Annotated in this window: 12 protein-coding genes and 1 other RNA gene; 12 read left to right on the top strand and 1 reads right to left on the bottom strand. The window is 63.5% G+C overall.

Annotated features, from left to right (window positions below; translation table 11 throughout):
* The first annotated feature begins 148 nt into the window (after nucleotides 1-148).
* The 8 genes from VGE08_RS14070 (at nucleotide 149) to recR (ending at nucleotide 6493) form a co-directional block, all read left to right on the top strand.
* Nucleotides 149-676 carry a glycine cleavage system protein R gene (locus VGE08_RS14070; protein ID WP_331068527.1) on the top strand — a complete coding sequence of 176 codons (528 nt, stop codon included), beginning with the start codon at nucleotides 149-151 and terminating at the stop codon, nucleotides 674-676.
* A gap of 204 nt (nucleotides 677-880) precedes the next feature.
* Complete coding sequence (locus tag VGE08_RS14075) at nucleotides 881-1300, top strand: peroxiredoxin (protein ID WP_414717490.1); 420 nt, start codon at nucleotides 881-883, stop codon at nucleotides 1298-1300.
* 154 nt (nucleotides 1301-1454) lie between these two features.
* On the top strand, nucleotides 1455-2813 hold the full coding sequence (locus VGE08_RS14080) for a PhoH family protein (protein WP_349258700.1): 1359 nt from the start codon (nucleotides 1455-1457) through the stop codon (nucleotides 2811-2813).
* A gap of 176 nt (nucleotides 2814-2989) precedes the next feature.
* Nucleotides 2990-3430, top strand: coding sequence for a preQ(1) synthase (gene queF / locus VGE08_RS14085; protein ID WP_349258701.1), 441 nt, complete (start codon nucleotides 2990-2992; stop codon nucleotides 3428-3430).
* Between the two features lie 101 nt (nucleotides 3431-3531).
* An RNA gene (gene ffs, locus VGE08_RS14090) (signal recognition particle sRNA small type) lies at nucleotides 3532-3628 on the top strand.
* Nucleotides 3629-3764: 136 nt separating this feature from the next.
* Nucleotides 3765-5417, top strand: a complete 1653-nt coding sequence (gene dnaX, locus VGE08_RS14095; protein ID WP_331068531.1) for a DNA polymerase III subunit gamma/tau — start codon at nucleotides 3765-3767, stop codon at nucleotides 5415-5417.
* Between the two features lie 46 nt (nucleotides 5418-5463).
* Nucleotides 5464-5790, top strand: coding sequence for a YbaB/EbfC family nucleoid-associated protein (locus VGE08_RS14100; RefSeq protein ID WP_331068532.1), 327 nt, complete (start codon nucleotides 5464-5466; stop codon nucleotides 5788-5790).
* A gap of 103 nt (nucleotides 5791-5893) precedes the next feature.
* Nucleotides 5894-6493, top strand: a complete 600-nt coding sequence (recR, locus tag VGE08_RS14105) for a recombination mediator RecR (RefSeq protein WP_331068533.1) — start codon at nucleotides 5894-5896, stop codon at nucleotides 6491-6493.
* Between the two features lie 42 nt (nucleotides 6494-6535).
* Here the strand turns inward: recR and VGE08_RS14110 are convergent, their stop codons facing one another.
* Nucleotides 6536-7294 (bottom strand): XRE family transcriptional regulator, encoded by a 759-nt coding sequence (locus tag VGE08_RS14110; RefSeq protein WP_331068534.1) that lies wholly within the window; start codon nucleotides 7292-7294, stop codon nucleotides 6536-6538.
* Nucleotides 7295-7457: 163 nt separating this feature from the next.
* Here VGE08_RS14110 and VGE08_RS14115 point away from each other — a divergent pair, with 163 nt between their 5' ends.
* From VGE08_RS14115 to VGE08_RS14130, 4 genes are read left to right on the top strand one after another with little or no spacing between them, the layout of a single operon-like run.
* Complete coding sequence (locus VGE08_RS14115) at nucleotides 7458-9473, top strand: serine hydrolase domain-containing protein (protein ID WP_331068535.1); 2016 nt, start codon at nucleotides 7458-7460, stop codon at nucleotides 9471-9473.
* A gap of 49 nt (nucleotides 9474-9522) precedes the next feature.
* Complete coding sequence (locus tag VGE08_RS14120) at nucleotides 9523-10530, top strand: dipeptide epimerase (protein ID WP_331068536.1); 1008 nt, start codon at nucleotides 9523-9525, stop codon at nucleotides 10528-10530.
* Nucleotides 10531-10558: 28 nt separating this feature from the next.
* Nucleotides 10559-11602 (top strand): DUF1611 domain-containing protein, encoded by a 1044-nt coding sequence (locus tag VGE08_RS14125; protein ID WP_331068537.1) that lies wholly within the window; start codon nucleotides 10559-10561, stop codon nucleotides 11600-11602.
* Between the two features lie 5 nt (nucleotides 11603-11607).
* Nucleotides 11608-12726, top strand: a complete 1119-nt coding sequence (locus VGE08_RS14130; RefSeq protein ID WP_331068538.1) for a hypothetical protein — start codon at nucleotides 11608-11610, stop codon at nucleotides 12724-12726.
* Nucleotides 12727-12760: the final 34 nt, after the last annotated feature.

Here is a 12760-nt window from a genome sequence, read left to right on the forward strand (position 1 = left end):
CGGCCGGCATGTTGGGCAATCAGGGACAATCGTGGCCGGCCAGCGGCAGAAGCGGACCGGGAGGATGGGAATTTCGCGTTCCGACAGCCGCGCCGGTCCGTGTAAACTTACGTCCCGCCCCGGCATAGCAAAATCATTCAGGCTCTCGATGCAGTTCATCGTCATTTCCGCTCTCGGCAGCGACCGCACCGGTCTCGTCTACGATCTGACCCGTGTGGTGCTCGATTGCTCCGGCAACATCATCGACAGCCGGATGAGCGCGCTCGGCAGCGAGTTCGCCATGTTGCTGCTGGTCTCGGGCAACTGGCATACGCTGGCCAAGCTCGAGACCGAGCTGAAGAAGCTCAGCGATGCCTCCGGGATCACCGTCAGCTTGCGCCGCACCGACCAGCGCCCGCCGCGCAAGGACGTGGTGACGTACTCGGTGGATGTGGTGTGCCTCGATCAACCTGGCGTCGTGCACAATCTGGCCGGCTTCTTCAGCGCGCGGGGCATCGACATCAACGAGCTGAACACGCGCAGCTACGCGGCCGCGCACACCGGCGCGCCGATGTTTTCCGTACAGATGGTCGTCCACGTCCCTGGCAAGATCCACATCGCGGCATTGCGCGAGGAATTCATGGACCTGTGCGACCAGCTCAACCTCGACGCCATCCTCGAACCCGTCAAGTCCTAACGTAGTCCCCAAGAGATGCCTGGAAAAAAAGCGTCGCCCGCCAGCAAAAGGACGGCCACCAAAGCGCCCGCGAAACGGCCGAGCGCCAGGGTCGCCAAGAAAGCCTCTAGTGCGACCAAGTCACGCGCTGTGACCGCGCCGAGCAGGACGTCCGGCGGCGGCAAGGTAGCGGTTGGCAAGAAAGTCCCCGCGTTCTCCAGCCCGATCACCGGCGGCGGCACTTGGAAGTCGAGCGAGGCGGCCGGCAAGAACCTGGTGATCTACTTCTATCCACGCGACAACACCACCGGTTGCACCATGGAAGGGGAGGCGTTTCGCGATCTCGCACCGGCCTTCAAGAAGGCCAACACGCTGATCCTGGGCGTGTCCACCGACAGCATCGCCTCGCACGAGAAGTTCAAGGCGAAGTATGGATTTCCGTTCGAGCTGCTCTCCGACGAGAGTCAGGCGCTGTGCAAGCTGTTCGACGTGATCAAGGAAAAGAGCCTGTACGGACGCAAGTTCATGGGCGTGGAGCGCAGCACTTTCCTGATCGACTCCGTTGGCGTGCTGCGCCAGGAGTGGCGCAAGGTCAAAGTGCCGGGCCATGCCGAAGCCGTGCTCGCTGCCGCCCGCTCTCTGTAACCCCGTCCTCGACGCTGCTGCGATCCTTTCCATAGGAGCGACGACCCCTCTCATGACCCGAGCCGAATCGAGCGATCACAAAGCCGGCGACAAGCGCGCTCGCGCTGCCAGGCGCGGCCAGCGCCGTATCTTCGTGCTGGACACCAATGTCCTGATGCACGATCCGACCGCGATCTTTCGCTTCGATGAGCACGACGTGTACATCCCGATGATCGTGCTGGAAGAGCTCGATGCGGGTAAGAAAGGTTTGTCCGAAGCCGCGCGCAACGTGCGCCAGGTCAGCCGCTTTCTCGACGAGCTGATGGCGGACACCAATAAGTCCAACATCGATGCGGGCATCGAGCTGCCGAGCGGCAAGTACATCAACGGCGCCAAGAAACAAGTCGCGGGCCGGCTGTTCTTCCAGACCAAGGCGTTGAGCGGCGGCCTGCCGGACAACTTGCCCGGCCACGGCGCGGACAATGCCATCCTCGGCCAGACGCTGGCCCTGCAGAAGGAATTTCCGGAGGCGCGCGTCACGCTGGTGTCCAAGGACATCAACCTGCGCATCAAGGCCTCGATCATCGGCGTCTACGCCGAGGACTATTACAACGACAAGACCATCGAAGACGCCGACCTGCTGTACACGGGCCTGCAGGAGTTGCCGGCGAACTTCTGGGAGAAGCATGGCAAGAACATGCACTCCTGGCAGGAGCAGGCGCGCACTTACTATCGCGTGCACGGGCCGATGGTGCGTGACTGGCACGTCAACCAGTTCCTGTATCAGCAGGACGCCAATGCGCTCGAGGCGCTGGTGCGCAAGATCGAGGGCAACGAGGCGGTGCTGGAGCTGGTTCGTGACTATCGCAACGAGCGGCACAGCGTCTGGGGCATCACCGCGCGCAATCGCGAACAGAATTTCGCGTTGAACCTGCTGCTCGACCCGGAGGTCGATTTCGTGACCATCCTCGGTCCGGCCGGCACGGGCAAGACGCTGCTGACGCTGGCCGCCGGCCTGGCGCAGACGCTGGAGAGCAATCGCTACAGCGAGATCATCATGACGCGCGTGACCATTCCGCTCGGCGAAGACATCGGCTTCCTGCCGGGCACCGAGGAAGAGAAGATGGAGCCGTGGATGGGCGCGCTCATGGACAACCTGGAGGTGTTGACGCAAAGTCAGGAAGGCGGCAACTGGGGCCGGGCCGCGACCAATGACTTGCTGCGCAATCGCATCAAGATCCGCTCGCTGAATTTCATGCGCGGCCGCACGTTCCTGAATCGCTTCCTGATCCTGGACGAGGCGCAGAACCTCACGGCCAAGCAGATGAAGGCGCTCGTAACGCGCTCGGGTCCAGGCACCAAGGTGGTCTGTCTGGGCAACATCGCGCAGATCGATACGCCGTATCTGACCGAGACCACGTCGGGGTTGACCTATGTCGTCAATCGTTTCCGGGATTGGCCGCACGCCGGGCACATCACGCTGATGCGTGGCGAGCGCTCGCGTTTGGCCGATTACGCCTCGGAGATCTTGTAACCAGGGTGAACGTGCGGTGGCGTTCGGATCGGCTTCATAATTCGTGGCGGCCGTCAGGCCGCCACAAACCCGAAAAAATCTTTATCCGGGCCGGCCCGAAGGGCCCGGCCTGAAGTCAGAGGTTGAAGTTGGCGAAGGTCTCGAAAAGGAATCAGAGCAGCGACGTCGCCCGGCACGTGAGTCAGCTGGGTGCGAAGGTCGCCTGGCCGGCGTCGCCGGAGGAGGCGGTGCTCGAGCGCGTGCCGAATCCGCATCCCGACAAGCAGTACGTCGCTCGCTTCACCGCGCCCGAGTTCACTTCGCTGTGCCCGGTGACCGGGCAGCCGGACTTCGCGCACATCGTGATCGACTACGTGCCCAAGCAGTGGCTGGTCGAGAGCAAGTCGCTGAAGCTCTACCTGGGCTCGTTCCGCAATCATGGGGCGTTTCACGAAGACTGCACCGTCGCCATCGGCGCACGGCTGGTGGACTTCCTGAAGCCGCGCTGGCTGCGGATCGGCGGGTACTGGTATCCGCGCGGCGGCATCCCCATAGACGTGTTCTGGCAGACCGGCAAGCCCCCGGCAGGGCTGTGGCTGCCGGACCAGGGCGTGCCGGGCTACCGCGGCCGGGGCTAAGTGGGTCTATTCATTGGACATTGGTCACTAGCCACTGCCACTCTGGTATATTCCGCCGCCGCATTTGACTGCCGATTTTCGTGGGCTTCTATGGCGGCTCGCGTCGGTTTCTCCGCGACGATCAGCCGCGAACCCCGCCAGGCCCGGAAGGGAGCAACGGTAACGGTGATATCGGGCGCCGGAGAAGCGCCGGCGCGGGCCGTCTCCATCCAGGAAATGAAGTGACTAGTGACTCGTGACTAGTGACTGGTGGGAGGGGAAGCCTGTGCTGTAATGCTGCCCGTGAGCCGGTTTTCTCTGACCATTCACCAGTCACTAGTCACCAGTCACTTCCATGTCTTATCTAGCTCTCGCTCGAAAATGGCGGCCGCGCAGTTTCACCGAGCTGGCTGGCCAGGATCACGTCATGCGCGCGCTCGTCAACGCGCTGCAGTCCGGGCGGGTGCACCACGCGTTTCTGTTCACCGGCACGCGGGGTGTCGGCAAAACCACCATCGCCCGCATCCTGGCGAAGTCGCTGAATTGCGAAACCGGCATGACGCCGACGCCGTGCGGCACGTGTAGCGCCTGCCGGGAGATCGACGAAGGCCGGTTCGTCGACTTGATCGAAGTCGACGCCGCCTCGCGCACCAAAGTCGACGACACCCGCGAGTTGCTCGACAACGTGCAGTACGCGCCCGCGCGCGGCCGCTACAAGGTCTACCTGATCGACGAAGTGCACATGCTCTCGACGCACTCGTTCAATGCGCTGCTGAAGACCCTCGAAGAGCCGCCGCCGCACGTCAAGTTCCTGCTCGCGACCACCGATCCGCAGAAGTTGCCGGTGACGGTGCTGTCGCGCTGCCTGCAGTTCAATCTGAAGCGCTTCCCGCCAGCGATGATTCTCAAGCGGCTGCAGTTCATCTGCGAACAGGAGAGCATGCAGTTCGAGCCCGAAGCGCTGCGCCTGGTCGCGCGTGCCGCGGAAGGCAGCATGCGCGATGCGTTGAGTCTGCTCGATCAAGTGATCGCGTTCGGTGGCGGCAAGCTCACGGCCGAAGATACTCGCACCATGCTCGGCACGTTGGATCGGGCGCAGGTGTTCGGCATCGTCGAGGCGCTGATTGCCCGCGATGCGCGCAAGGTGATCGAATGCGTCAATGAACTGGACGAGCACGCGCCGGACTATCGCGAAGTGCTCGCCGAGCTCGCCGCGCTGTTGCAGAAGCTTGCGTTGCTGCAGGCCGTGCCTGATCTGCAGATCGACGAATCGGAAGACGTCGAGGCTTACAAGAAGCTCGCCGCCGCCATTACTCCCGAAGATGCACAGCTGTTCTATCAGATCGCCATCATCGGCCGGCGCGATCTGGAGCTGGCGCCGGACGCGCGTGGTGGATTCGAAATGGTGCTGTTGCGCATGTTGGCGTTCAGCGTGCAGGACGCTGTAGCAACGGCTGGCGGTGGATCGGCGCCTGCCCCGGCAGCTCGTCCGGCCAGTGCTCCGGCGGGCCGCGTGCCAGCGTCGGTGCGTGCGGCCGCAGCGGCGCCAGTACAGCCGCCTCCGGCCAGCGTTGCACCTGCCACCATTAACGTCGCGGCACCCGCGCCGGCGGCTGCCGGTACAGATGGCGATTGGACTGCGATGGTCGCGCAGATGAACCTCGGTGGCATCACGCGTCAGCTCGCAGTGAACTGCGCCTTCCTGGGTCGGCAAGGAAACAAAGTGCGTCTGTCGCTCGATCCCGAAGGCGCGCACTACCGCACGGCCATGATGGAAGAAAAGCTCAAGCAGGCGCTGAGCACGTACTACGGCGAGGCCGTGGTGCTGGAATTCATCGAAGGCGAGCCCGAGGCGTTGAATACGCCGGCTCGCCAGCTCAAGGCCGCCGCGGACGACCGTCTGCAGAATGCGCGAGCCGCCATCGAAAACGATCCCAACATCCGCGCCATGAAAGAAATGTTTGGCGCGACCGTGACGCCGGAGTCGATCCGGCCGATCGACAACTGACAGTCATTCCGGTCGCCCGGCGGCCGAGCAGAGAGACGGAGTAGCTATGAAAGGCAATATCGGCAACCTGATGAAACAGGCGCAGCAGATGCAGGCCAACATGCAGCGCGCCCAGGCCGAGCTCGCCCAGCTCGAAGTGACCGGCGAGGCCGGCGGCGGCATGGCCAAGGTGGTGATGACCGGCAAGCACGAAGTGCGCCGCGTGACGCTCGATCCTTCGATCGTGAGCAGCGACGACAAGGACATGCTGGAAGACCTGATTGCCGCGGCCGTCAACGACGCCGTGCAGAAGGTCGAACGCACCACCCAGGAGCGCATGGCCAGCCTGGTGGGGGGTATGAACCTGCCGCCGGGATTCAAGCTGCCGTTCTGACGAACCAGCGGTTGGCGGCTGGCGGCTTGCGGTTCGAGAAGAACGGTGCCCGAAGGGCATGCTCTCCGGACCAGCCGCCAACCGCCAACCGCCAACCGCCGCCATGATCTATCCGCCTTCCCTGATTCGGTTGATCGAAGCGCTGCGCTGCCTGCCCGGAGTCGGGCCCAAGTCGGCGCAGCGCATGGCGTTTCATTTGCTGGAGAAGGACCGCAATGCCGCCGGCCTGCTGGCCGACGCGTTGCAGAAGGCGGTCGTGGGGGTTGGCCGCTGCCAGCGTTGCCGCATGTTTGCCGATGCCGATCTGTGTCCCATCTGTGCTTCGCCCGCCCGTGATCGCGCGATGCTGTGCGTCGTGGAATCGCCAGCCGATGTGGCTGCGATCGAGCAATCCGGCAGCTATCGCGGCACGTACTTCGTATTGATGGGGCATCTCTCGCCGCTCGATGGCATCGGCCCGGATGAGCTGGGCTTTGCGCAATTGGAAACATTGCTCGCTGACGGCACTGTGAGCGAGGCCATTCTCGCCACCAGCACCACGGTGGAAGGCGATGCCACCGCGCACGTGATTGCGGAGATCGCGGCTCGTCACAACGTGAAATCGAGCCGCATTGCGCACGGCGTTCCTATCGGCGGCGAGCTCGAATACGTCGATGGGGGCACGCTTGCTCACGCGTTGGCAGGACGCCGCACGTTGAGTTGATTGCGCGTCGTCTAGCCACGCGGCGTTGATCGCGCGTCGGCCCTAGGCCACGCTTTTTTTCCGGCGCGGTTTCGTTTTGTCGGACTGCGGCGTACCTTCCGGCTCCGTGGGACGCGACAGACGCACATGGTCGTCGCCGTGCAATTCCAGCAGCGATTCCATCAGGTCTTCCTCGGCGCTCGAGCACACGCCGAGCGCGATCGCTTCATCACAACCTTCGCCGGCCACATAGGCGTGGCCCATGTTCGAATCGATGTACAGCGATTCCCCGGCTTCCAGCACGATGGGATCGTAGAACTCGGTGTGTACCTCGATCCTGCCCGAGAGCACGTAGATATATTCCTCGCCCGAGTGATGCACGAGATCGCCGAATTCCTCGATGCTCTTGGCGCGGATGTGCGTGAGGATGGGAATCATCCTTTTACGGCGCAGCTCGGCGCACAAATAGTAGTAGTCGTAGTTGGAGGTCTTGACGCGGATCGCCCGGTCCATGCGTCCGATGCTGCGGCGGGCGGTGACCGGTTGCGCCGTCGGCTCGGAGGGCTCGGCGAACAGGTCCGACATCCGGATCTTCAAGCGCTCGCTCAATTGCAGCAGCTTGTCATAGGTCAGGGTGAGCCGGTCGTGCTCGACCTTGGCCAGGGTCGACAGCGGGATCCCGGTGCGGTCGCTCATTTCCTTCAGCGTCCAATCATTGCGGGTCCGCAAGGCCCGCAGCACCCGGCCCAGAGTGGGGCGGTCGGCGTGACGGTCGGTTCGCTGCTCGGTCTCGGCTTTCGCGGCTGGCTTGGTGGTTTTCATCGCGGCTCATTCTAACGGATGCCGGTTCAGGCTCAGCCAGGGCCTCGGCGTCAGTCTCTTACCAAATCAGGTTGACGATTCTCCATTCAGGACTATTATTCCAAATACGAGAAAACGCCGGGGCCACTCGCAAACGGCAACTCGAACAAGAGTGAGGGATGAAATGCGCGCACGCGGGACGACGTTGATGGGGGTGACGACGTTGGTGGGTGTCCTCGGTCTGCTCGGCCTGGCGGGCGGCGCTTGGGCACAGGAGGGGGCGCAGTTGCCGCCGCCCACACCCACGGCGGACGCGAGTGTTCCAGCCGCGGAAACGGCTCCCGGAACAACACCGCTGACGAGACAGGACGTCGAAGCGTGGCTCGACGGCTACTTGCCCTACGCGCTGCAAACCGGCGGCATCGCCGGCGCGGTGGTCGTGGTGGTGAAGGACGGCGAGGTCTTGCTGCAAAAGGGCTACGGCTATTCGGACGTGGCCGAACGCAAGCCGGTCGATCCGGAGCGCACTTTGTTCCGTCCCGGTTCGGTGTCCAAGCTGTTCACCTGGACAGCGGTGATGCAGCAGGTGGAGCGGGGCAAGCTCGACCTGGACGCCGACGTCAATCAGTACCTCGATTTCGAGATCCCGCCGCGCGACGGTCAGCCCATCACCTTGCGCAACATCATGACCCACACCGCTGGCTTCGAAGAGCAGCTCAAGGGTTTGATAGGCAAGGAGGGCGAGCCCACCCCGGTGCTCGCCGAACGCATGAAGGAGTGGGTCCCGACTCGCATCTTCCCGCCGGGCACCACGCCTGCATATTCGAACTACGCAACGGCCCTGGCGGGCTACATCGTCGAGCGCGTGTCTGGCATGCCGTTCGACGATTACATCGACCAGCACATCTTCGGGCCACTCGGCATGGAGCATTCCTCCTTCCGTCAGCCGCTGCCCGATCGATTGAAGCCGCTCATGTCCAACGGCTATGAAGTGGCCTCCGGCGAGCCGAAGCCGTTCGAGATCGTCGGCGTCGCGCCCGCGGGCAGTTTGTCCGCGACCGGTGCCGACATGGCGAAGTTCATGATCGCGCACCTGCAGAAGGGCGCTTTCGGGTCCGCGCGCATTCTGCAGGAAAGCACGGCTGAGCAGATGCATACGACCGCGCTGACGATCCTGCCGCGAGTGCATCGAATGGTGCTCGGCTTCTACGAGCAGAACTACAACGGTCGCCGCGCGGTGGGTCACGGTGGCGACACCATCTGGTTCCATAGCGACCTGCATTTGTTTATTGACGATGGCGTGGGCATGTTCGTCAGCCTGAACAGCTCCGGTGTCGGTCCTGCTTCGCACAACATTCGCAGCGCCTTGTTCGATCAGTTCGCCGAGCGATATCTGCCGGGCCAGACGCTCGACGGCAAAGTCGATGAGCAGACCGCAGCGGAGCATGCGCGCATGATCGCCGGTATCTACGAGAACTCGCGTCGCGCCGATTCGAGCTTCTTCCGTCTGCTCGGTCTGGTCGGTCCGGTCAAAGTGATTGCCAACCCGGATAACACCATCACTGTGTCGATGGCCCGCAACCTTGCCGGCGCGCCGATCAAGTGGCGCGAGATCGAGCCCTTCGTGTGGCGCGACGTGGATGGCGAGGCGCTGCTGGCGGCCGAGGCAAAGGATGGTCAGGTCACTCGTTTCAGCTGGGACGGCCTGTCGCCCTTCATGATGTTCGAGCGGACGCCCGCATCGCGGTCACCGGGCTGGCTGCTGCCGGCGCTCGTTGTTGGATTGATCTCGCTGCTGCTGACCAGTCTCGCGTGGCCAGTCTCCGCGCTCGTGCGCAGACACTATGGCGTGCCTTATCGACTGGCAGGCGACGATGCCAGGGCGCATCGCTGGATTCGTATCGCGGCCACTGCCGCGGTCGTGTTGTTCATCGCCTGGGCCACCACGACCGGCATGATGATCAGCAATCTCAACCTGCTCAGCCCGAGCATGGATCCCTGGTTGTGGCTGCTGCAATTGTCGTCACCCATCGTCTTCGTCGGTGGCGCGGCGCTCGGCTTGTGGAACGCGGCGGTGGTCTTGCGTAGCAACCGAAGCTGGTACGCGAAGCTGTGGGCGGTCGTGCTCGCCTTGTCCCTGCTGGTGCTGCTGTGGGTGGCGTTCACGTTCCATCTGATCGCCTTCGACGTGAATTACTGATCCTCGTCCCTCGCCACCGCAAGATCGAGAGTGACAGATTGAAAACGCTATGAGCACCGCGATTCCCGTAAAAATGCAGGTCGAAGTGGAATGCCTGCGCCTGCGCTCGCCATTCCGCATCTCCGGTTACACTTTCACTGAAGTGCCGGTGGCTGTGGTGACTCTGAAGAGCGAGCAGGCGTGCGGCCGCGGCGAGGCGGCGGGTGTTTATTACTTGAACGACACGCCTGAGCAGATCGTCGATACGCTCGAGGCGCATCGCTCCACCATCGAAAGCGGCGTGGATCGCCAACAGCTGACACAGTTGCTGCCGTTGGGTGGCGCACGCAACGCGCTGGATTGCGCGCTGTGGGATCTGGAAGCGAAGCATGTCGGCAAGCCGGTGTGGGAACTGTCAGGCGTGGAGCATGTCGTGCCACGCATCACCACATTCACTTTGAGCGCCGATGGGCCACCGGCAGTGGTGCGCGCCGCGGAGGCTTTGCCTCATGCTGTCGCGCTCAAGCTCAAGCTCGACGGGGATGTCGAGATGGATAAAGAACGCGTGCGCGCCGTGCGCAAATTGCGGCCTGACGCATGGATCGGCGTCGACGCCAATCAGGGTTACAACTTGCAGACGCTCAATGAGGTCATGCCGACGTTTATCGAGGCCGGCGTCAAACTGGTGGAGCAGCCGCTGCCGCGCGGCCGTGAGGCGGAGCTCGAAGGTTTCGACAGCCCCATTCCCCTCGCGGCGGACGAGAGCGTGCAAGGCGTGGCCGACGTGGCCGGCCTGGTCGGCCGCTTCCAGGTGGTGAATATCAAACTCGATAAGTGTGGCGGGCTCACCGAAGCATTGGCCATGGTGAACGAGGCGCGGCGTCTCGGACTGCACGTCATGGTGGGCAACATGGTGGGCAGCAGCCTGGCCATGGCGCCCGCCTTCGTGATCGCGCAGCTGTGCGATTACGTGGATCTCGACGGGCCTGTTTTTCTGGCACAGGACCGAACCCCCAGTGTCGTCTATCGAGGCGGCAGCGTGTACTGCGCGAGCAGTATCTGGGGCGACGTCCACTAGTCCGCAACGGCGATTCAAGTACCAAATCGTGAGCTCAGCAAATCTCTCCATCAGACTGGATCTGCCGCAACCGTATCTGCTGTTCCTCGGCGATACGGTCGACGCGGGCTACGCCAAGACCGCGTTCGGTCTCCGGGACTGGGCGCCGGAGCTGTGCATCGGCGAGCTGGCCTGCTCAGCGGACGCTATCTCACTCGGGCTGCCCAAACTCTCGCCGGCGGAAGCGCGGGCGCGAGGTGCCCGCTCCATGATCATCGGCGTAGCGAACATCGGTGGACGTATCCTCGACAGCTGGATGCCTTCGCTGCTGGATGCGCTGGCGGCGGGACTCGATCTGGTGGCGGGTATGCACACGCGTCTGGCGGACACGCCGGAGTTGGTTGAAGCGGCCAAGCATCATCAGCGTCGTCTCATCGACGTCCGCACGCCGCTGGCAGGCATTCCGACCGCCACGGGCCGCAAGCGCAGCGGCAAGCGGCTGCTGGCGGTGGGAACCGATTGTGCCTTGGGCAAGAAATACACCGCGCTGTCCATCGCACGCGCGTTCAAGCAACGCGGGGTCGATGCCGATTTTCGTGCCACCGGCCAGACGGGTATCATGATTGCCGGCAGCGGCATGCCCATGGATGCAGTGATCTCTGACTTCGAGGCCGGCGCGGCGGAAGTGTTGTCGCCGGATGCGGCGCCGGGTCATTGGGACGTGATCGAAGGGCAGGGCTCGTTGTTTCATCCCGCTTATGCGGCCGTCTCGCTCGGCTTGTTACATGGCAGCCAGCCCGACGTGATCGTGGTCTGTCACGAGCCGGGCCGCACGCACGTGCTCGGTTTGGATGGCTACCCGCTGCCCAGCATCGAGGAGACCATCGACTTGAACCTGCGGCTCGGCCGGCGCACCAATCCGAACATTCGTTGCGGCGGCGTCAGCCTCAACACCTCCAAGATGCCGGAAGATGCAGCTCGCCAGCTGTTCGCGGCCGAGAGCAAGCGTCTGGGTGTGCCGGTCGCCGATCCCATTCGCGGCGGTGCCGAGTTCGAGCGCCTGATCGATCACTGCCTGAGCGGCGAGCGCTAGCCCGCATGTCGGCTCCCACCTGGTTTCAGCGCTTCCTGCTGCCGGGCTTCGCGTTCAAAGCCGTCGTCATCGGCGGCGGTTACGCGACCGGGCGCGAGCTGGTCGAATTCTTCCTGCCGACCGGCCCTCACGGCGGCTTACTGGCAATGTCCTTCGCGGCGGTGATCTGGAGTGTGGTCTGCGTGGCCACATTCCTGTTCGCGCGAGCAACCTACAGTGAGGACTATCGGACCTTCTTCCGGCATTTGCTGGGGCGCGGCTGGCTCGTCTTCGAGATCGCGTACTGTTTGTTCATCGTGCTGATTCTCGCAGTGTTCGGAGCCGCGGCGGGCGCGATTGGCGCCTCCGTGCTCGGCTGGCCGGAACTGGCGGGCACGTTGTGCCTGATGATCGGTATCGCGGCGTTCGTGGCGTTCGGCAACACCTCCGTCGAGCAGCTGTTCAAGTGGGTGTCGTTCTTTCTGTACGGCGTCTATGCGTTGTTCGTGATCCTGTCGCTCAACGCCTTCGGCGATCGCATCTCGGCCAACTTTGTGCTGGATGTGCCCACCGACGGTTGGTTGCTCGCCGGCGTGACCTATGCGGGCTACAACATCGTTGGCGCGGTGGTGATTCTGCCGGTGCTGCGGCATCTCACCAGCAACCGTGACGCGATCATTGCGGGCGCGTTGTCGGGGCCGCTGGCCATGATTCCGGCATTCCTGTTTTTCATTTGCATGGTGGCCTACTACCCCGAGATCGAAGCGCAGGCGCTGCCGTCGGATTTCATGCTGAAGCAGTTGGAAGTGCCGCTGTTCCACGGCGTATTCCAGCTCATGATCTTCGCCGCGCTGCTGGAAAGCGGTACTGGCAGCGTCCACGCGGTGAATCAACGCATCGCGCAGGCGTGGCAGGCTCGATTCGGCGGCGATCTTTCCGTGCGCGCGCGCTTCGTCGCTGCCGGCATTCTGCTGATCGTCGCGATGTTGCTGGCCGATCGCTTCGGCCTGGTCACCTTGATCGCTCGTGGCTACCGCGGCCTTGCCTATGTGTTGATCGCGGTCTACGTCGTGCCGGTGCTGACCTACGGGGTGTGGCAGCTGTGGCAGCGTCGTCGCGCTCAGCCAGCCCTCTCTACGCCTTGAGAGCCGCCAAGGGGCGACGATGGCTGCCCTTGGT

The sequence above is a fragment of the Steroidobacter sp. genome (assembly GCF_036406195.1).
Lineage (GTDB): Bacteria > Pseudomonadota > Gammaproteobacteria > Steroidobacterales > Steroidobacteraceae > Steroidobacter.